This is a genomic window from Sporosarcina sp. FSL W8-0480 (genome assembly GCF_037963765.1).
In the GTDB taxonomy this organism is placed as follows: Bacteria; Bacillota; Bacilli; order Bacillales_A; family Planococcaceae; genus Sporosarcina.
In genome coordinates this window covers 1150009-1170765 of the sequence record NZ_CP150166.1, presented here as the reverse complement: position 1 = coordinate 1170765, position 20757 = coordinate 1150009, and the positions used below count along the sequence as shown (strand labels likewise).

General features: G+C 35.1%; 16 protein-coding genes and 2 pseudogenes. 5 read left to right on the top strand and 13 right to left on the bottom strand.

Going from position 1 to position 20757, the window contains the following annotated elements:
- Positions 1-90 precede the first annotated feature (90 nt).
- Positions 91-1455: an MATE family efflux transporter gene (locus NSQ43_RS06025; protein ID WP_339253917.1), complete on the top strand. Its 1365-nt coding sequence runs from the start codon at positions 91-93 to the stop codon at positions 1453-1455.
- A 570-nt stretch (positions 1456-2025) separates the two neighbouring features.
- Here NSQ43_RS06025 and NSQ43_RS06020 read toward each other — a convergent pair.
- From NSQ43_RS06020 to NSQ43_RS05995, 6 genes and pseudogenes are all read right to left on the bottom strand, one after another.
- A complete protein-coding gene (locus tag NSQ43_RS06020; RefSeq protein WP_339253916.1) occupies positions 2026-3321 on the bottom strand; it encodes an NCS2 family permease in 1296 nt (431 codons plus the stop codon).
- Positions 3322-3450: 129 nt separating this feature from the next.
- Positions 3451-5298 (bottom strand): recombinase family protein, encoded by a 1848-nt coding sequence (locus tag NSQ43_RS06015; RefSeq protein ID WP_339253914.1) that lies wholly within the window; start codon positions 5296-5298, stop codon positions 3451-3453.
- Between the two features lie 61 nt (positions 5299-5359).
- The gene (locus NSQ43_RS06010) at positions 5360-5506 is read right to left on the bottom strand and encodes a conjugal transfer protein (RefSeq protein ID WP_306068122.1); all 147 of its coding nucleotides are present in this window, start codon (positions 5504-5506) and stop codon (positions 5360-5362) included.
- 364 nt (positions 5507-5870) lie between these two features.
- Positions 5871-5966, bottom strand: a pseudogene (locus NSQ43_RS06005) (helix-turn-helix domain-containing protein); the annotation flags it as partial.
- Between the two features lie 2127 nt (positions 5967-8093).
- Positions 8094-9119, bottom strand: a complete 1026-nt coding sequence (locus NSQ43_RS06000; protein WP_095312434.1) for a sensor histidine kinase — start codon at positions 9117-9119, stop codon at positions 8094-8096.
- Positions 9116-9787, bottom strand: a complete 672-nt coding sequence (locus tag NSQ43_RS05995; protein ID WP_095239542.1) for a response regulator transcription factor — start codon at positions 9785-9787, stop codon at positions 9116-9118. The genes NSQ43_RS06000 and NSQ43_RS05995 overlap by 4 nt, the downstream gene beginning before the upstream one ends.
- 206 nt (positions 9788-9993) lie before the next feature.
- Between NSQ43_RS05995 and NSQ43_RS05990 the strand changes: the two genes are divergently transcribed.
- Together NSQ43_RS05990 and NSQ43_RS05985 are read left to right on the top strand one after the other, a co-directional pair.
- Positions 9994-10761 (top strand): ABC transporter ATP-binding protein, encoded by a 768-nt coding sequence (locus tag NSQ43_RS05990; protein WP_033826644.1) that lies wholly within the window; start codon positions 9994-9996, stop codon positions 10759-10761.
- Positions 10748-12673 carry an FtsX-like permease family protein gene (locus NSQ43_RS05985; protein WP_095312439.1) on the top strand — a complete coding sequence of 642 codons (1926 nt, stop codon included), beginning with the start codon at positions 10748-10750 and terminating at the stop codon, positions 12671-12673. Before NSQ43_RS05990 ends, NSQ43_RS05985 begins: the two co-directional genes overlap by 14 nt.
- Before the next feature lie 713 nt (positions 12674-13386).
- Here the strand turns inward: NSQ43_RS05985 and NSQ43_RS05980 are convergent.
- The 5 genes from NSQ43_RS05980 to NSQ43_RS05960 form a co-directional block, all read right to left on the bottom strand.
- A complete protein-coding gene (locus NSQ43_RS05980; RefSeq protein WP_017795849.1) occupies positions 13387-13641 on the bottom strand; it encodes a helix-turn-helix domain-containing protein in 255 nt (84 codons plus the stop codon).
- Positions 13625-14062 carry a sigma factor-like helix-turn-helix DNA-binding protein gene (locus tag NSQ43_RS05975; RefSeq protein WP_088053195.1) on the bottom strand — a complete coding sequence of 146 codons (438 nt, stop codon included), beginning with the start codon at positions 14060-14062 and terminating at the stop codon, positions 13625-13627. Before NSQ43_RS05975 ends, NSQ43_RS05980 begins: the two co-directional genes overlap by 17 nt.
- A 467-nt stretch (positions 14063-14529) precedes the next feature.
- Positions 14530-15681 (bottom strand): acyltransferase family protein, encoded by a 1152-nt coding sequence (locus NSQ43_RS05970; RefSeq protein WP_088053196.1) that lies wholly within the window; start codon positions 15679-15681, stop codon positions 14530-14532.
- A 103-nt stretch (positions 15682-15784) separates the two neighbouring features.
- Positions 15785-16006 carry a hypothetical protein gene (locus tag NSQ43_RS05965; protein ID WP_057983495.1) on the bottom strand — a complete coding sequence of 74 codons (222 nt, stop codon included), beginning with the start codon at positions 16004-16006 and terminating at the stop codon, positions 15785-15787.
- Between the two features lie 24 nt (positions 16007-16030).
- Entirely contained in the window at positions 16031-16744 is a 714-nt protein-coding gene (locus NSQ43_RS05960) for a GAP family protein (protein ID WP_088053197.1), read from the bottom strand.
- A gap of 96 nt (positions 16745-16840) precedes the next feature.
- Here NSQ43_RS05960 and NSQ43_RS05955 point away from each other — a divergent pair, with 96 nt between their 5' ends.
- Complete coding sequence (locus NSQ43_RS05955) at positions 16841-17446, top strand: TetR/AcrR family transcriptional regulator (protein WP_088053198.1); 606 nt, start codon at positions 16841-16843, stop codon at positions 17444-17446.
- A gap of 556 nt (positions 17447-18002) precedes the next feature.
- Here NSQ43_RS05955 and NSQ43_RS05950 read toward each other — a convergent pair.
- On the bottom strand, positions 18003-18755 hold the full coding sequence (locus tag NSQ43_RS05950) for an alpha/beta hydrolase (protein WP_164217505.1): 753 nt from the start codon (positions 18753-18755) through the stop codon (positions 18003-18005).
- 318 nt (positions 18756-19073) lie between these two features.
- Here NSQ43_RS05950 and NSQ43_RS05945 point away from each other — a divergent pair.
- Positions 19074-19294 (top strand): annotated as a pseudogene (locus NSQ43_RS05945) (helix-turn-helix domain-containing protein); the annotation flags it as partial.
- A 541-nt stretch (positions 19295-19835) separates the two neighbouring features.
- On the opposite strand, the gene NSQ43_RS05940 reads toward NSQ43_RS05945, so the two are convergent.
- Complete coding sequence (locus NSQ43_RS05940; protein WP_339253902.1) at positions 19836-20747, bottom strand: conjugal transfer protein; 912 nt, start codon at positions 20745-20747, stop codon at positions 19836-19838.
- Positions 20748-20757: the final 10 nt, after the last annotated feature.

Here is a 20757-nt window from a genome sequence, read left to right as displayed (position 1 = left end):
ATAACTCATGTGAATTATAGATAGTTCATTCCCGATTTCTATGATAAGATAATTTTATTTGAAAACGGAACGGGATTGGAAGGAGTTATTATGGCAGCAATTACAGGAAAAAAAGATATGGGCAAACAGCTGAATTTATTTCATTTAACGTGGCCGATCTTTTTAGAAGTTTTTCTTTTTATGTTAATGGGCATTGCGGATACGTTTATGTTGAGTGCGTTGTCAGATAATGCAGTGTCTGGCGTGGGGGCTGCGAATCAGTATATTCATATTGCCATTCTCGTGCTTGAAGTGGTCGGGAATGGAGCCGCGATTGTCGTCTCACAATATCTTGGGTCGAAGAGATACTTAGAGGCATCCAAAATTTCAGCTCTGGCGGTTACGTTGAACCTGATCGTTGGAATGATTATGAGTGTATTATTCGTTCTATTTTCGAGACATATTATGATTGCAATGAATTTACAAGGAGATGTACTTGACTACGCCACTAAATATTTGGTCATTGTAGGAGGGGCTATTTTCCTGCAAGCCATTATCAATTCATTGGCAGCAATCATACGGGTGCATGGCTTTACGAAGCAGACGATGTTTGTTTCGTTGGGGATGAATATTTTTCACGTAGTTGGGAATTATTTGCTCATTTTCGGGAAGTTCGGTTTTCCTGAATTAGGTGTTCAAGGGGCTGCAATATCTTCGGTCGTTAGCCGTTTACTTGCGATGATTGTGTTTTTCTGGTTGCTTTATCGGGTGATGGAGTACCGCGTGGAATTCCGCTATTACATTACGCTTTCTAAAGAATATATCGGGAAAATATTGCAGATTGGCATCCCGTCCGCGTTCGAACAAATTATGTATCAAGGCTGTCAAATTGTCTTTTTGTATTACGTCACTTATTTAGGGGCGGAATCGTTGGCAGCAAGGCAGTATGCCGTGAATATCTCCATGTTTACGTATTTATTTGCAATTGCAATCGGAATGGGTACTGCCATTATTGTCGGACGTATGGTGGGCGGTGATAAAAAGGATGATGCATACAAAAGCGTCTGGACGAGTGTGAAGTGGGCATTGTTGTTCACATTATGTATGGTCGCACTCGTCATGATCTTCCGCTATCCGTTATTAAAACTATTTACAGATAATCCGGATGTTATTGAAATAGGGGCCGCCGTCTTATTGCTTAGCATTGTCCTTGAAACTGGACGGACGATGAATATTGTCATTATCAATTCATTGCGTGCGGCCGGGGATGCGAAATACCCCGTTATCATCGGCGCTTTTTCGATGGTCGCCATGAGTTTGCCATTAGGTTATTTATTAGTTTTCCAATTGGATCTTGGACTTGTTGGTGTATGGTTAGCCATTGCGGCAGATGAATGGGTACGCGCTACCATTATGTACTTCCGCTGGAAAAGTAGACGATGGGAAAGATATGCGCTTGTATCACCGAATAAATGACCAAATAAAACAGGTGGAGAAAATTAGCATGTTTTTCTGAGGGCACTGAAAAAGTCCTCAAAAGATTATCGCGGGAATGGAAACGACTTGTCATTTTCCATTCTCGCTTTTTTCATCTTGGAAGCCGTGGATTTCCGTTCCAGGCAGACGCTTTCCGCGGGCACCGCTTCAATCTCCTCGTCACTGCGTTCCTGCGGGGCTTTCAGCTCGCGCTGTTCCCGCAGGAAAAGCCGTCACAAAGAACGGCTTTTGCGAACAAAAGCGAAGCGTTGAGAGCACATCTTTGCACTTCGCTGCCTTCCACTCCAATCCACTATAAATTCCTTCATAATTAATGTCCGGGAAGACGTTTTAATCAATTAAGAAGATTGATGCCTAAAACTACACAACGTATTTTTCAACACTTCCTGTTAGTCTACTCTTAGTTAAGTTCCCCTGTTAAAGTGGCTATATACTAATCAGGATTAATGTTTGTAAAAAGCAAAAAAGGACAATACCCCATTATGTTCAAGTGGGGTATTGTCCTTTTTTGTTATTGCAGGTTTGGTCTATTAAATTATTTTCCTAAAGCTACACTATAAATGCAAAGTATAGAATGAATAATATACAAAGCATATACATAATCGGATGAATTTCTTTAAAACGTTTTTGTACCATTAAACACAATGGATAAAGAACAAAACCAAATGCAAGTCCAATCGCCACACTAGAAGTAAGCGGCATCATGATAATCGTTAAAAAGGATGGAATGGATACTTCCAACTTGCTCCAATTTATTTTACTTATTTCCATTACCATGAATGTCCCTACAATAATTAATGCAGGTGCCGTTACTTCCAATGTAATAACGGAAAGAATTGGAGAAAAAAATAAGGAAATCATAAAACAAACGGCAATAATGACAGACGTAAAGCCTGTTCTTCCTCCGACGGCAATACCAGCTGATGATTCAACACTTGTAGCGGGTGTGGATGTTCCCAATACAGCTCCAACTGCACCAGCAGAAGAATCGGCAAGTAACGCTCTCCCTATGTTTGGAATAACATTATCTTTCATCATTCCCGCTTGACTGGTAAGTGCAATTAGTGCACCAGCGGTATCAAAAAAGGCAACAATTAAAAAAGTGAAGATTACTGCCAATAATTCAGGGGTGAAAATCTCATCCAAATGGGAAAACACGACACCAAACGTTGGTTCCAGGCTCGGTATACTTCCAACAACGGTTGAAGGAACTTTAATTAATCCGAAAAACATTCCTATAACCGTTGTAATTACGATTCCATAAAAAATCCCTCCATTTACTCCACGTATTAGCATAATGATTGTAAGAATGAGGCCCAAAATAGCTAGTAGGGTCGTAGGTGAGGTTAAGTTTCCGATCGAAACGAATGTATCTGGATTGGAAGTAATAATCCCTCCATTTTTCAAACCGATAAATGTGATGAAAAATCCAATCCCTGAAGCTATTGCATACTTTAAATCCAGTGGAATGATATTAATGATTTTCTCCCGGATTTTCATTAGACTTAATAACATAAAAATGATACCCGCAATAAAGACACCAGCTAAGGCGACTTGCCATTTGATACCCATACCAATACAGACAGAAAAAGTGAAAAATGAATTCAATCCCATGCTTGGTGCAATTGCAATTGGATAGTTGGCAAGAAGACCAATAAGTAGTGTGCCGATGATTGCAGTAAGAGCTGTCGCAGTAAACACAGCACCGCTATCCATCCCGGCTTGGCTGAGGATCAGTGGATTAACGATTAATATATATGCCACGGATAGGAAGGTTGTCAGCCCTGCTAATGTTTCCTGTTTAAAGGAAGTTTTCCGTTCTGTAAATTTAAAAAAGTCCCTCATATTGTAATCTCCTCTTCTGCTAAATTAAAGAATGAGCGGGAATAATTCCAAGGTTAGTTATACAGCCAATTCATTTTATCATACCAAAGATACCAAAAAAACTTTGACCACAGATAGGCCAAAGTTTTTTCAACGACTCAATATTTTACTAATAGTTTTCATTCCCGATATATTTTTATTTGAAATCGGCATTATATTTCCAACCACGCTACAGATTCCACGTGTGTCGTCACTACTATGTGAACACAATTTATTATCCTCGTTGTCTGTATGTGAACACAATTCGTTAGATGTTTTTGTATTATCTTTTTTCGCATTTCTTCGGGCAGGTTTAAATTTTTCGCCATCTAGACAATTACTTAAACCTGTTTTATAAACAAATGTAATCATGGCAGGATCTTTGTTTCCATTTTCATCTACTCCACCTACAATTACCTTGTCAACGACACTTTCAAATACATACCGATCAAACGTATCAATCACTTCATTTTGTTCCAATACTTTTTTGAAAGCTAACAAGCGTTTTTTAATATCCTTTTCTTCTTCTAAATTCGATAAGGACTTTTCTCTTGTTTGTACTTTCTCATTAATCTCTTGCATAAGTGAATTATATTTATCTTCATACGTATCTTTATCGATAATATTCTCCAGTCTCATATCCACTAATTTATTCTTTTTGTTTTCTAATCCTTGAATTTCTTTTTCTATTTTAGCTATTTCTTTATGAATCGTATTGGAACTTAATGCTTCTTCCATTCGTTGCAAAAATTCTTCCAATACGTCTTTGTTATTATTACACATAATTCGGTAACTTTCTAGAAAAGCTTTTTCAATAGCTTCTTCGGGTATTCCTTTACTGTGTGGACAGAACTTTTTTCCCTTCTTTGTACTTGTAACGCACTGCCAAATCGTTTTGCTATATTTCGTTGAACTATGCCATCTACGTCTTGTTAGTGTACCTCCACAATAGGCACAATCAATCATACAACTAAACGCATATTTACGACTATACTTCTCTCGCTTCCCGCCGTAATTTTCTACTGTATTTCGTCCCCGATTTCTTCTCATTCTGATTTCCTGTGCTTTATCAAATATTTCAGCACTGACAATTGGTTCATGGTGATTTCGTAAATAATACTGATCTTCCTCACCCAAGTTTTCTAATCGACGTTTTGAAATGGGATCTAATGTAAAAGTTTTTCCCATTAAAATATCGCCTTTATATTTTTCATTCTTGATAATTCCGAGTACAGTTGTTTCAGCCCATGTTGGAGTACCTCTCTTTGTTTTGTAGCCTAAATTCTCTAGCTCCCTTGAGATAATACTCCCTCCGGCTCCCTCAATATATCTTTGAAAAATATAACGAACAATTTCCGCTTCTTTTTCATTAATTGAAATACTTTTATCTTCTGGATGATAGTCATAACCAAGGCATCCTTGAAAACCAACTAACTCTCCACGTTGCATTTTCATCTTTAAACCTTTTTTAACATTAGCGGATATATTCTCAACTTCCTGTTGTGCGACTGAACTTAATACGACAAGCAACAATTCTCCATCCATTGTCAATGTATTGATTTTTTCATCTTCAAAATAAACGGCTATATCTCTTTCTTTTAACATCCGAACATATTTCAGCGTATCTAATGTATTCCTTGCAAATCTAGATATTGATTTCGTAATCACCATATCAATATCTCCATTCATACAATCATTGATCATTCGTTGAAAGTCTTCACGTTTCGTTACTTGTGTGCCTGTAATGGCTTCATCTGCATAGATATCAACTAACACCCATTCAACATTTTTCTGAATTAAATCAGAATAATAAGAGACTTGTGATTTATAGCTATTTAACTGATCTTCCGAATCTGTACTTACCCTACAATAGGCTGCTACCCTAAGCTGTTTTATTTCTTTTCCACGCTTCCGGCTGGCTAAGTCACTATTGGCACGAATCACTTCTACTTTTGACATAACAGTTCCTCCTTTTGTGTTCCCTATTTACTTTCTATTGTATCGCCAATAGAAACACAATTCAGCCTGTAATATCAGAAATGATGCCATATTCTTTCATTAATTTATTTTTAACCATGTAATATTCTTTCTCAGTAATCAATTTACGGGTTAGCAGTTGTTTTAACATAGCAATTTGCATACTATAAAGAATCAAATTCTGTTTCAAAAAACACGCCCCCTTATAATTAATCAATTAAAAATCAGACGGCTGTTGGTACAGCTCCACGGGAATTTCACCCCTGCAAGTATTCCTTCCAGCCCTACTCATAGCTTGCGACGCTTTGAACGTTCGAACCATGACGGTAGAGGAGTATCATTATCCATACTGATGGGTTATCGCCAGCAATCCACCACGATTGCATTAGACTCATAGATAATCGCTCGTTTCTATCGAAAGTCATGGCGTATGAATCAAGTGGCTCATCATCAGTAGAACGTATCTGATTTTTGGTCTATACTGCACGGGGTTATCTTCCGTGCTTTCTTTGTAAAAGAACAATATATGTGAAAGGGAAAACTTAACCATGTAATCAAATCTTGAAAGCTAAAATGCCCTGCATAAGCTTCGAACGTAAACGATCATGTGTGTCTACATCAATGCCCCAATACGTATTACCACGCTCATTGTTTTCCATAATAGTATTAATCATCCCATTCATCTGCATGCTTCTCAAAAAAGCGTCTTAACGGTTTAAAAGAACTCGTTCGCCTATACTGTACAGTACTACGTGAAATGTTGAACAATTGACCAATTTTTACATCAGAAAGATTAAAAAAGTAGTATAGTAGGATGATAATACGCTTCTAAACTGGCAAGCTATGCATCGCTTTTGCAAGAAGTGTAGGAGTAGTTCTCTTACCAGCTACTTGATTGTTCTTCTATTCCTTCTCCCTCGTAGTGTATGTCTAAGGTATAGAGCTGATTTTCTTCTTGCAGTGTTAAAATTGAAAATGTTATCCCCTTAGATAGCTGTTTCTGCCGTTCAGTACGAGAAGGCTCCATACACTCATCTCCCTTCGAAACTGTAAAGATGTGTGATGATTTCCCCTTTCATTATCTTCAACAATTTTTTTGTAAAATGCCAAAAATCAGAGAAAAAGTTTTAAAAAATAACCCAACTGAATATTAACAGTTAGGTAGAATCATTTTTATTATTAAGAACCAAAACAAGAAATACTTTAAATGTCAAACTCTATTTTATTACAATTCACATAAAAACTAATCGAACATAATAATGAATAATACAAAAATAAAGTTTTTTTAAAATCATTTCTTATCTGTTAAACGTAATGAAACTTGAAAGGTCCAGCTAAATAAAATAGTAAGAACATAAAAATATAACCAAATAAAAATCTTAAATAAAGTATTTGAGCCTCAGTCGATTTTCAAAAGTCATTGCATATGCATGTTGAAACCATGGATAATATTTCCCATACTTGGAACTGGAGATAAAAAGAGGACATATAACTTTGATTTATCGTGGTATTAATAGAACCATTTTTGAAAAGTTCGATCAAAAAATAATAAAAACCTGTTATAGCTATTTTCAATTACTCATTTTTTTATCAATTAGTAATAATACTGTCAACATAACCACACTAAATACCACTATAAACAGAAATAACAAGTATAACGTCATCAATCCTTCAAATGTCTTATCAAACTCCAAAAGAGTAAAATCCGGATCATACATCGCACCCATGGAAATATATCTAGCAACTTCAAGATAAATAATATGAAAGATAATACTCATCCATAGTGTTCCTGCATACTTTCTATATAGCTGTAAAGCAATTCAAAAAGTGAAGAGCAATATAAAATAAACTATAGTAATTTCAATTAGCTCACTAAAGAATATTGGCTCCAATGCCATCACCATAATCGGCACACAGATGAAAATTAATGGTTGTAAATCAGCTAGATGATGAAACGAAATTTCTTATGTAACTCTTCAAATATTAATCCATGAATAAAGACTTCCTCTGGAAATGCCTCATAGATAAATGCTGTCACTGTATTGATTAAAACTGTAGTTAAAACACTTGCTGTTAAGTTTAACCTGACATTTTCAATGCCAATAAATAAAAAAACTGTTAAAATACCTGATACAAGTAATGTAAAAGGTAACGTAATTACCACGATCAATTTAGATCGTGAATTTACACCCTTCAATCCTATTTTTAGACATGGATGGATTTTTACTTTTAAACATATAGAGTACCTTGTAAAAGCATACCTATTTGCGAACCATACCTAGAATTTCTATCAAATATGTCAAACATTACCGAATACAAAGAGAAATAATGAAACGGGTATAAAATACAAAAGTAACCGACTAATACTGAATTTCGACGAATCCAATTGAATGCTCCTTTTTTATTAATGTAATATTGATTTAAACTACGTATTAAGTCTATAGTTTCAGTTCACTTATTGTTTTTAAATTAAGATCGACCCTACTATCGACATCTACTGTTGGAAACAATTCACTAAACCTTATTTAATTTAATAGCTCTTATAAACAAAAAATCCGCCGGTCTTCTTCCATTCTAGCTCCAGATAAATGAATATTTTTTACGTCTTTTATTACCTTATTTTTGATTGCGTTAACCTTTTGTTACCCTAATTCACTTACTATTGACTATATTATTTAATATTTATTAAGCCTTACGAAAAACATTATTCTACTTGAACACCTTTAATTTGATACTTATTTTCCGATTAACCAATTTCTTTAACCCCACCATTATACTTATAGATGATAATAATTTCTGATTTTTGGAAAGTGGATGATGACCTTCGTATATTTCCCATCTTCTGAATGAATGGAAAGGTCATGGCCTAATTTAAGAGCCATTTCTTTTGCAAGGTAGAGACCTAAACCGGTAGATTTGGCATGACTTCTCCCAATAAATCCTGTAAATCCTTTTTCAAATACGCGGCTGATATCCTCTGGCTTAATTCCAATGCCTGTATCTTGAATCTGTAGCCGCTTTTCTTTTCGATCTTCCTCAAATTGTACGGAGATTTCACCGCCTTCACCTGTATATTTTAAAGAATTTGAAAAAACTTGATCGATAATAAAACCAAGCCATTTACTGTCGGTATGGACAACCTGTTCAATATTGTCCATATGAAAACGAATTTGCTTGTTAATAAAAGATTTAGCATATTTCTTTACACTGTTTTTAGCGACTTGATCCAACACTACCTCGGAAATAAAATAATCTTTGGAAAAAGAATCGATGCGAGAATAATAAAGAGCCTGCTCTACGTAATTTTCTATTCTATCCAACTCATCTTCAAACTTGTCCACAAGGTATTCAACAGTTCTTCCATTACTGTTTTCCATAAGCAAGCGACCTGCCGCAATCGGAACCTTGACTTCATGAATCCAAGATGTAATAAAGTCTTGATGATCCATTTTTTCGTTATACAACTTTTGTAATTGATCGCCATGCACACTATTTACTTTTTTTAATAACTCAAGATATAACAGTTGTTCATCGTTTCGCGGTTTAGGCAGAGTTGCGAGAAATTCTTCATGATTACTTTCAACCAAATCATTTAATTCCCGATAAAATTCTCTATTGTAATAGTATTCGATGATTACGTATATAGCTACAATAAAAAAGATAACCATATTGGTATATACGATATTACTTACAGCGTTTCTGGAATCTGTGCTCACAATCATCATCAAAGAAACAAAGAACATAATGATCATGTTTAATATAAAGAAATTCCGTTTATCTTTTAAGTAATGAAAGAAATTCATTGAATTATATAACCTTGTCCTTTCTTAGTTGTAATAAAGTGTTCTTTTCCAAGTTCAACAAGTTTTTTACGCAGGCGAGCAATATTAACCGTCAATGTATTTTCGTCCACGAAATTTTCATTCTTCCAAAGGCTACGCATCATTTTCGTACGACTGACGATGATTCCTTTATTTTTCATAAGAATTTTTAAAATAAGAAATTCTGTTTTCGTGAGTTCCGATTTTCGATCTCCATGTAAGACCTCTCCGTTTTCAAGATTTAATATAATTCCATCATGTTCCATTGTCTGAGACTGTGTTTCCATATAGGAATACGTTCTGCGAAGGAGTGCATTAATTTTTGCAATCAATACATCCATATGGAAAGGTTTTTGAATATAATCATCTCCTCCCATGTTCATCGACATCACTATATCCATTGGTGTATCACGGGAAGAGAGAAAGATCATAGGGACCTTTGAAATTTCTCTGATTTTATTACACCAGTAAAATCCGTCAAACGATGGCAAATTGATATCCATGATGACTAGGTGAGGATCATGATTAAGAAATACCTGCATGATTTGGTCAAAGTCTTCGATCTTAACGGTTTCAAAACCCCACTTTTCTAATGTTTCCCCTACCATATCACGAATGGTCAAATCATCTTCCACAATCATGATTTTCATTCCTTTTCCCTCCAAACAATCATCCTTCTGTAACATCATATTAATTGAATATCGACCAACATACAAAGAAAACATCGTGTTTAATATATTTTTTATCAATGTGACGAAAATGTAAGGTTACGAGATCAAGCTGTAAGTTTATATAAAGGGCAACTATTGTAAAATAAAAACATAAAACAAAACTATTCTGAATGGAGGATTTAAATATGAAAACTATTGTCGAAGCAAAACAAATAAAAAAAGTCTATGGTGCAAAGGGAAATGTATTTTCAGCTTTGGAGGATATAGACTTAACCGTCATGGAAGGTGAATTCGTCGGTATTATGGGTCCCTCGGGTTCTGGTAAATCAACTTTACTAAATATATTGGCAACAATTGACGAGCCGACTGCTGGTGACATCGTGGTTGATGGAATCAATTTGACAAAGATGAATGAAGAGCAATTATCTGCCTTTCGCCGTGACAAACTTGGTTTCCTTTTCCAAGACTATAATTTATTAGATACTCTAACTGTGAAAGAAAATATTATCTTGCCGTTAGCCTTGGCAAAATTGAACGTTGAGGAATTGGAACGAAGAGCAGATGAAGTGGCAGATAAGTTTGGCATTCGCGACATTTTAAATAAGTACCCGTACCAAATTTCTGGGGGACAAAAGCAACGTACGGCAGCATCACGCGCGATTATTTCAAAGCCAAACCTAATATTGGCAGATGAACCAACAGGTGCGTTGGATTCGAAATCAGCAACAGACTTATTAGAAAGTTTAAAGGATCTTAATGAACAAGACAAGGCAACAATTTTAATGGTTACCCATGATGCTTATGCGGCAAGTTATTGTAATCGCGTCCTATTTATTAAAGACGGTAAAATCTTCACAGAACTTGTAAAAGGGAAAAGATCCCGCAAAGAATTTTTCAACAAGGTGTTGGATGTTCTATCCGCACTGGGGGGTGGAGCAAATGACGTTATTTAGTTTAGCAAGGAAAAATATTAAAGGTAATTTCAATAATTATTTTGTCTATTTTGTTACACTCGTCTTCAGCATGGTTATTTATTATACGTTCACTTCCTTGCAATATAGCGAAAAAATTCAGGAAAGCATTGAATTGTCGGATACAATGAGTTTCATGTTTGGGGTATCATCAATTATCTTAATTTTATTCGTAGCAATCTTTATTTTGTACTCCAATTCATTCTTCACAAGAAAAAGGAAGAAAGAAGTCGGATTGTACGCCATACTTGGTTTACGCAAGAAAACCATTGCAAAAATGTTGTTTTATGAAAATTTGATTATGGGAATCATTGCAATAGTTATTGGAATTATTCTTGGAACCTTACTTTCCAAATTATTTGCAATGATTTTAATAAAACTTATGGGTTCAATTGCCGAGGTGGACGTCGGTATTTCCATTTTAGCGATTACCCAAACAGTCATAGTCTTTATGGTCATTATTTTATTCACTTCCGTTCAAGGTTACCGTTTGATTTATCGTTTTACATTAATCGAATTATTCTATGATGAGAAAAAAGGAGAACAAATTCCAAAGGTTTCACTTATTTCGGCTGTTATCGGAGTTATATTGCTTGTCGTTAGTTACTGGCTGATATTAAAACCATTTCCTGACGAATTTACTACGGAATATTTAATAAAAAATTATGGGATTGCTTTTGTTGCTCTCGTCATTGGCACCCATTTATTTTTTCGATCTGTAACGGTCTATTTATTAAGATTATCACAAAAAAATAAGTCGCGTTATTACAGAGGAACTAGAATAATTGAAACATCTCGTTTACTGTTTCGTATTAGAGGGAATGCACGTACCTTTACAGTCATTGCATTGTTGAGTGCTGCTACGATCTGTTTCTTAGGTGCAACTTACAGTGGGTATTACAGCAACGAAAAAAGAGCTAAGGAAGTTGTTCCGTTCAGCTATTCGCATTTGTCAAAAGGTCCAGAATTTGATTCGCAGGTGGAGAGCATAATAAAAGCAGATCATCGACATCCAATAAAAGCCAAACTAGACATACCCGTCATTCAGGTAAAAGGAATACTCTCATTTCAACTGGATTATGACATAAATCCTGTGAAATTAATCTCAGAAAGTACATTTAATAAAGTAGCTAATGCTTTAAATAAGGATGAAACAGTCTCACTATCAGGAAATCAAGCAGCAGTAATCCAGCCAAGGTTTACTGAATATACGAAGTCGGTTTTTAAAGGAGAAAATATAACGATTCAATTGCCTCAAGGAAGCAGCGAACTGCCATTTGTCCATATGGTTGAAAGTAATGTGCTACCTTTCGATTATCCCGATTTCTTTCTCGTAGTCAGTAACGAAATGTTTGCCAAGATAGCCAAAAAAGAGGCACCATTAACTTATAAAGTGTATGAAGTGGAAAATGAAGTAACGGCACAAGCCACTTCAAGGAAAGTAAATAAACTGGTTGGAAACGATTTTCAAGTTTCTTCATCATTTTATACTGAGTATAAGCAAGGTAAAGAAGGAAACGCAATTACTCTCTTTATTTTTGGTTTTTTGGGACTTGTATTTTTAGCGGCAAGTGGAAGTATCATTTATTTCAAACAGTTAACAGAAGCGAATGAGGCGAAAGGACAATATGAAATCCTTAGAAAAATCGGTGTCAATAAAAAGGATATACGTAAATCAATCAAAAGACAGTCATTATTTGTGTTCGGATTGCCACTAACCGTAGGAATATTGCACAGTTGTGTGACATTGTACTTTACTAGCAACTTTATTTCTAATCTAATTGGAATCAATCTTATCTTCCCTATTCTAATGGCTATAGTCTTCTTTGTTATCATCTATGCAGTCTATTACGTATTAACTGTTAATACGTACAATCGCATTGTAAACAAATAAGAGCGAAACATCTCTCGAATGTTCGGTTCGAGAGGTGTTTTGTCATGTATTCCTTTGTTAAAAAAATCCTCATTACTCTGGAATCTAGACCGATTATATTATTGAAGTTCAAATTGAACATCCTTAAATCTTCTAACAACAAAAAATCGAATGATTGGAAATATGATAACTCCCATACAAAATGTATCGCCAATAGAAACACAATTCAGCCTGTAATATCAGAAATGATGCCATATTCTTTCATTAATTTATTTTTAACCATGTAATATTCTTACTCGGTAATTATGTACGGGTTAGCAGTTGTTTTAATATAGTAATTTGCATACCATAAGTAATCAAGTTCTGTTTCAAAAAGACCCCCCCTTTTAATTAATCAATTAAAATCAGACGGCTGTTGGTACAGCTCCACGGGAATTTCACCCCTGCAAGTATTTCTTCCAGCACTACTCATAGCCTGCGACGCTTTGAACGCTCGAACCATGACGGTAGAGGAGTATCATTATCCTAGCTGATGGGTTATCGCCAGCAATCCACCACGATTGCATTAGACTCATAGATAATCGCTCGTTTCTATCGAAAGTCATGGCGTATGAATCAAGTGGCTCATCATCAGTAGAACGTATCTGATTTTTGGTCTATACTGCACGGGGTTATCTTCCGTGCTTTCTTTGTAAAAGAACAATATATGTGAAAGGGAAAACTTAACCATGTAATCAAATCTTGAAAGCTAAAATGCCCTGCATAAGCTTCGAACGTAAACGATCATGTGTGTCTACATCAATGCCCCAATACGTATTACCACGCTCATCATAAAGTTTACGCATAGACAAACTTGCCATATAGCTTCCGTAATGCAAAATAACGTAATTCATCGCTTCTGGATCACCCTTATTTGCAGCTAAAATAATTGGATACGGTAATAAGCCACATTCGTTGTCTTTTGTGTTAGCATCAATCATCCCAGTCATCTGCATGTTCCTCCAAAAATCGCTTTAATCTTTTAAAAGAGCTTGTCCGTCTATACTGAACCGTACTACGAGGAATCTCTAGTAGTTCGGCTATTTCTACATCTGATTTATCAAAAAAATAGTATAGTAGGACTGTCTTACGCTTTTCTATTGGCAAAGTACGCAACGCTTCAGCGAGTAATTTCGGAGTGATTTTCTTTCCAGCCACTTGAAAACTTTGTCCTTCTTCTCCTTCATATTGCTGATCTAAGGTATAGAGTTGATTTTCTACTTGTGGTGTGAGATCAGAAAATGTCATCTCCTTTGCTTGTCGTTGTTGTCTTTCGTTGAAAATATTGATTGCTTCATTCTTCAATACACGTTTACAAAAAGCATTAAATGCACAGCGAACTTGCCACTCGGTACGATCTGGTTCTATCATGCATTTCCTCTCCCTTCGCAACTGCAAAGGTGGGTGATGATCTCCCCTTTCATAACCTTCAACAAGATTTTTTATGAAATGCCAAAAATAAGAGCAATATTTTAAAAAATATTCATTAAATACAAAAAAGCCCAACTGAACATAAGCCAGGTGGGAGTAAAAATTTATACATATTATTAAATGGAAAATTCTATTTCAAAAAGTTGAAAGCCTTAGTTCAAGAAGAAAACAAATTACGACAAAACAAAAAAGTAAAAGTAGTATAAGAGCAAAAGCGCGATTATCCTGTGAAGACATTACTCAAAATTTCCGGTATTCCACGTAACACTTATTATTATAAAATTAATACTTTTGAGCACTCAGATAAAAATTCAAAGTGAAAAAGGCTCATTAGTTCTATTTTTGAGAAGCATAAGGGCAGATATGGTTATCGTCGTATCCTCTTTTCTTCTTTAATATTCACCATCCTAAAGAATCTTTGACGCAAAGGGAATCTGCTTAATTATATAACTTAACAAGAAGCAAAGTGGTATCGTGATCAGAATCATAGCTAGAAACATGAAGGATGGTGGAAAGTGGATGACCTTCAATCCAGCAATAACAATAGCGATAATCGGTATATGAATGATGTAAATCACGAAAGAATGGGCTGACAAGAAGCTCCAACCTTTTCCTTGATGAAAAACTCTTTTCCGAAAGAATATGATTAATCCGAGAATGACGCCAACAGAAAATAGAGCTTCCCACAGAGAATAAACCAAAGATGTCCAGTTCCAGCCACCAGAAAACTGTAATCCGTCTACCCCAAATAACAAGACTAAGGGAAGAAGAAGAATCGATGCTCCAATTGCAATTCCAAAACCCGCCCTCCCCATAGAATCAGGAGTATTTCGAAACCAATTACGTTGGTAAGCGATGATACCCAAAATGAATAGCCCGACATATTGCGGGAGATCATAGCCACTTGCTGTAAAAAGTCCAACAAATGATTGAACCTTGGGAGATCCACCGGGTAAATCAAGAGCAGGAACCCACAGTCTTATGGTGAAGTATCCTGCTGCTAATATCATTACAAAGACTGTAAACATCCTGTAGGTGGGTGGTGTACTCTGCCGAACTACTGATAGCTTATTTTTACTCATAAACTTCGCCCAGACTGCGTATAAACAAACGAATACGAAAAGTAGTTCGACATACCACATCGGCCCGTAAGTTAAATGTGAAAAATAGGTTTGCCATGTAAATGGCTCTTCGTTAAGTATATAGGCTTCAATTGCTTGAACTTGGCTAAGAATGAAAATATAGAAGATAAATGGGATTAGGAATCGGATAGATCTATCTTTGATAAACCGAGTTGTCCCATTTCGTTCAATAGATAGAGGGACAAAGTAACCAGAAATAAGAAAAAATGTCCCCATAAAGAAAGTCTGGTTAAAAGCAAGGAATAGAAGACCCATTACAACCCCAATAGAACCTTGTGTTAATACCTCGTTATAAATGGAAAAATACACCAAATGATGAAGCACAACCAACACTGTAAGAGCTCCTCTTAGGTTATCAATAAAATATAATCGTTCTTCCTTTTGGGGAGACAAGCTCCCTATATGTCTTAAATTCATAATAATTCTTACGTTCCTCTCTATAAACATTTAAAAATTTATTTCAACGGAGCATCCGCCAAACTGGACGGCTATGTATAAACCGTCCTATTTACTCTATATTTTAATTTTCTCCTTTAGTTGTTCCGCCTATTTTCCAAGAGGCTAAACTTATGACCCCACCAACTACAATAAAAATAATGTCCATAACAATTTCAAATCCCTGAAACGCATTAATATAATTTACCAAAAACCAACTTTTTCCACCATTAGTCAAATGATTGATTAATCCGCCTACTCCCTGTATAACGAAAAGTAGACCAAGTCCACTGATAATTTCTTTCATGATGAACACCTCATTAATAATTTTTTAATTTAATATGCCTCTAAGACCGATGTTGAAAAAAACCGCACCTACGACTCCTATCGCTACCAAGAGTGAGGAAATCGGAGCTTCATTTAATTTTGATCTAATTTTATTTAAAAATTGTTGCAGTCTCTCTTTAAACATAATATTAACCCCTAACAAAAGAAGAGAAGGAAGCACCATTACAAGATTGTAGCCAATTATAATAAAGATAGAAGAGGAAGGCTCAATTGTTAGGTGATTCATTAACAAAATTGAATAAAAGTAAGGCAAAGCAGTTACAAATTCAATTAGAAAAACAATGATACCTAACATGATCATCCCTTTCATCGTTGTTTTTTGGGGTATAAATGAAATTAAACGTTTTTTTGTATTATCATTTGGTTTACAGAAGCTAATTAGAGCCATAACTGCTCCAAAAAGGAGATAAAACCAATTGATAAAGTCAAATTCAGATAATTCTCCGATTCCTTTCAATAGTGAATCTCCACCAAAGTATAGGAATAAGCCCACTACGAAGTAGCCAAACTGCGTAATAAACAAAAAAACAAGCAAGCGAGAAGATAATTGATTAGGCTGTGTCAATAATAAATAAGCTGTTACAGCAAGTACACCAGGACTTAATATATCAATTAATGCGCAAATAGAAATAATTAGCAAAGCTATCGATGTGTCTATTGATGAAGAAGGCATCAATGCTTCAATACTTTCAATCAAATATAGAGTCCCTCCTTTTTATATGTTATAATTTAAATAACACAGTGTGTTAAAGTTATAATAACACACTGTGTTAAGAAAAGGAAGTGATTTTTTATGCCAAGGATTGTTAATCATGAAAAAAAGAGGAAGTCAATTGCTGAGGCCGCTTGGAGTATTATTAAGAAAGAGGGAATCGAAAAAGCATCTATAAGAAGAGTTGCTATTGAAGCAGGCATGTCTGCTGGAGCGTTAAGACATTATTTTTCAACTAAGGATGAAATGTTATTATTTATCATGGATTATTATCTGGAAGAAGGGAAAAAACGTTCTCAAAGTAAAAGTTGGTCAGACAATCCATTGCAGGCGGTTGCGGAAGTTTTATTAGAGCTTATACCAATTGATGAAGAAAAGAAAATCGAAACAAGTGTTTGGTGGATCCTTGCACTTCAGTCACTTACAAGTGATACTTTAAAAGAAAAAAAAGATGAGATGACTAACGGTATGTATGAATTAGCAAGTTCAATGATCGAGATATTAGTTCTACAAGGGATTTTATCTGATTCAACTAATGTAAAATTAGAAAAGAGTAGGCTAGCGGCATTAATTGATGGATTGTCCATTCATGCTCTGTTAAGACCTGATGTCTACTCTCCAGAAAAGGTGAAGGAAGTAATCCGTTATCATTTAGAAACACTCTGCGATGAAAGTAAATTGAGTTAGTTGATCATGTATCAATTTTATTCAACGGGTTAGTAGATTTAGTTTTTAGAAGTTTTTCACTTAAAAAGTGCTTAATAATATTTTATATTGTTTAAGCAATTTTATAGGTTTGAAATAAGAGTATTCTTTACCGTTTGGAGACAAGTAAACATCTATACAAAATGTAATTAAAAGGCGATTAACTATTTGGGTCAATCGCCTTTGTGAATATTTCTTTATAATTTTAAAATCATATTAAATTATAAAGTCTTGTTCTCTACTTTACTTCAAGCTCCTAACCAGTGCATCCATACTACCCCAAGTTAGCGTAATGCCTTTCAGCAATCCCATGTCCAAAAAGCTTGAAGAGAATCTGCTGAAACAAATACAGAATGACTGCCCAAACCAATGAATGCCATCGGGTAGTATTCTCGCTTTTAGATGATAAGTAGTCCCTAAAGACTTCTGACGGTATTCTTATCAAAACCACATTCAGGACAACGTTATGGTTGGTTGATTGCTTCCACTTACGATTTTCCCTAACTGGAACAGATCCCTTATCTGTGTTTTCGCGATATTACCATTCTAGTAAGCTCAAAAAATGACTGATGTGGTCGGAAACCTCCTTAGGATGGGTCAAAGTGATGATGTGATTAGCACCAGGTATACGCACAAAGTTAATATTGGGAATTTCCTTATATAATTGTGCGATTTTAAAGAGATCTTCTGAGTCCTTCTCTCCTATGATAAAAAGTGTCTTTGTTTTAATTTCTCCCAATCTTTCCATCGCTGAATTGGAGGAAGCAGTTTTGAATGTTTTCCAATCAAAAGTCTTTTGAATATTATGTATCATCATTTCACGTAATAAATCGTATACTTTTCCGAAAGAAACGCTCCAGGAAGGCTCGTTTAATGTTATATTAATCATTTTCTCGACATCTGGTGCAGCTTTAGAAACTCGGCTCTCTAATTCCGCATGCTCGGAAGAAAATTTAAACCCCGACAGTCCTGGAGCGACCAATACCAGTTGAGACACTCTTTTTGGATAGGTCAGAGTAAAATCAGTTGCAATTTGTCCCCCCAGGGAATGTCCTACGAGGGCACCTTTCTTAATTTTAAGATGATCCAAGAGTTTTCTAAGATCCTCAACATAATCAATGGGTTCATTAGGAACGGGTGACTTCCCTGCACCCCGGACATCAAGAGTGATTACTTTGAACGACTTTGAAAGATGTGGGGTGATGAATTCCCAGTCACGTGAATCCATAGCTCCACTATGAAGTAGTATAACCGGCTTTCCACTTCCTTTAATTTCGTAATGAAGATCCATCTATTTCAATCTCCTTTCCATGAAAAAAGTAGGCACTGCCCCTGACTATCTTCGTTTCATTCTATGATTCCTTCCCTTATCCCCCAAACTGTTAATAAACCATTTATTAAACTTATTCGATTATAAAAAAAGTTTAATGTACCTTACAAATGATTTAATTTCTCAAAAAGGTCCTATTTCACCACTTTGATAATGTCCATCCGCTTTAATGTTCCTATAAGTGATTTCAAGAACCTAAACATCCCCCCTTATTTATTTCACACACTGCGATAAAATTATAATAGCACAGTGTATTAAATAAAAGTAAGAGTGATTTGAGTGCAGAAAATAGTTGATCATAATCACAAAAGAAAAATGATCGTTGAAACAGCTTGGAAAATTATTGAAACGGAAGGTATTGAAAAAGCATCTATCCGAAGAATTGCATCTGAAGTCGGAATGTCTACCAGAGCACTTAGGCATTATTTCTCAAACAAGATGAATTACTATTATTTATTATGGAATATTTTCTTGCTCATGAGAAAGAACGGTCGGAGAATACTGCACGGCGATATCTTCATACATAACAAATAATGTACTTCATACACTTTTTTATTAAGGGAAACAATTCTTATACTTACTCTCAATCTTTACTTAAGAAAACAAAAAACCTCCTATCATTTCTGAATAGGAGGCACATAATTAATCGCAAAAAGAAAACACTTAAACAATTAATTTACATATACTTTTTGACTATAATAATGTACATTATTAATCCTATTCAGAAAATCGTTGTCATCATTCGTTGACTTCTGAATAGGAAAGAATACAAAAATATTATTTAATATTTATAGTACATTGATTAAAAAAGTACAGATTTATCCTATTCAGAAAATCGTATCGTAACTTATCACGAATGTTTTTCTAGTAAATAGGATTAATAAATCATGTACTTGGTTCACCCTTCCGATATTTATTAATTATATTATATGCATAAAAATCAGTAAAATTCAAGTGTTACACTATAATACTAGAAAATGGTTCCCCATCTAAGCAAAATTCTCTAATTTGACTCTCATTTAATCAATGGAACCTATTCACTTATTTTACAATCATCCAATTCGTATCCTTCTCTAAAGTGAGCACATACTGTAAAAACTGCGTTGCTTTTGTCGTCTCATCCAAATACTTCACCGATACCCAGACATATACCTGATTTCCAGACTGTTGGAATACAGGATTAACTAGCTCTGAAAATAAATAATCCTTACCAATCGGTGGTAAGGCATTATTTTTCACATAATAAGCAAGTTCTTTATCCGTCGCAGTCGGATAAAACGCAAAAAACGTCTCCAAAAACTCGGTCACTTCCTGTATAGTATCGGAATCGACTGTTCCATTGCTTTCAGGTTGTTGTGGCTCATAATCTGATTTATTCGGTAAGCTCCATAAGGTAGGATTTTGTGTAATTACTAGGTTACCTGTATTATCTTGATGAAGTAGAACACGATAGGCAGAGCGAATCCACTCACTATTTTTATCTTCTGTGATTTTTTGTTCCACCGAATAAACAACCGCATAGGTATCCTCATTTTCTTGCGATACTGACCAAATGTTTATATCACCTACACTGGAACTGGTAGGAATATCAGCTCTAACAGTATCAGTATTTAAAGCTTGTAAATCCTCTGTCAAGTAATCATTTATCTTTTCTGTTCGCTGTTCAATGGATTCTTTTTTATTTTGCCATGTATAGTAATCTTTCACAAAGTTTTTGGTAAAGCTCTCAATCGCATTCGTATCCATGATCTTTGTTTCAATGATTTCTCTTTCATGAATGGTATGTCGGTCAATCGCTGTAAAGTTTTTATATACTCCAAAGGCAAGGCTTCCAATGAGAACTATCCATAAAATTATCACTGACTTTTTCCGTGCTCCAAACTTCCGTACTTTCAGCTTTTTAGATTTTGTCTCTTTCGTTTGCTTGTCTTGCTTCTTAAATAATCCCTTCATTTTATCCAAC

Coding starts and splice junctions, on each gene's coding strand:
- NSQ43_RS05955 (WP_088053198.1), top strand. CDS start 16,841: ATGCCAAGGATTGTTAATCATGAAAAAAAGAGGAAGTCAATTGCTGAG.
- NSQ43_RS06015 (WP_339253914.1), bottom strand. CDS start 5,298: ATGTCAAAAGTAGAAGTGATTCGTGCCAATAGTGACTTAGCCAGCCGG.
- NSQ43_RS05975 (WP_088053195.1), bottom strand. CDS start 14,062: ATGATAGAACCAGATCGTACCGAGTGGCAAGTTCGCTGTGCATTTAAT.
- NSQ43_RS05965 (WP_057983495.1), bottom strand. CDS start 16,006: ATGAAAGAAATTATCAGTGGACTTGGTCTACTTTTCGTTATACAGGGA.
- NSQ43_RS05980 (WP_017795849.1), bottom strand. CDS start 13,641: ATGACTGGGATGATTGATGCTAACACAAAAGACAACGAATGTGGCTTA.
- NSQ43_RS05940 (WP_339253902.1), bottom strand. CDS start 20,747: ATGAAGGGATTATTTAAGAAGCAAGACAAGCAAACGAAAGAGACAAAA.
- NSQ43_RS05970 (WP_088053196.1), bottom strand. CDS start 15,681: ATGAATTTAAGACATATAGGGAGCTTGTCTCCCCAAAAGGAAGAACGA.
- NSQ43_RS05995 (WP_095239542.1), bottom strand. CDS start 9,787: ATGAAAATCATGATTGTGGAAGATGATTTGACCATTCGTGATATGGTA.
- NSQ43_RS06000 (WP_095312434.1), bottom strand. CDS start 9,119: ATGAATTTCTTTCATTACTTAAAAGATAAACGGAATTTCTTTATATTA.
- NSQ43_RS06025 (WP_339253917.1), top strand. CDS start 91: ATGGCAGCAATTACAGGAAAAAAAGATATGGGCAAACAGCTGAATTTA.
- NSQ43_RS05950 (WP_164217505.1), bottom strand. CDS start 18,755: ATGGATCTTCATTACGAAATTAAAGGAAGTGGAAAGCCGGTTATACTA.
- NSQ43_RS05990 (WP_033826644.1), top strand. CDS start 9,994: ATGAAAACTATTGTCGAAGCAAAACAAATAAAAAAAGTCTATGGTGCA.
- NSQ43_RS06020 (WP_339253916.1), bottom strand. CDS start 3,321: ATGAGGGACTTTTTTAAATTTACAGAACGGAAAACTTCCTTTAAACAG.
- NSQ43_RS05985 (WP_095312439.1), top strand. CDS start 10,748: ATGACGTTATTTAGTTTAGCAAGGAAAAATATTAAAGGTAATTTCAAT.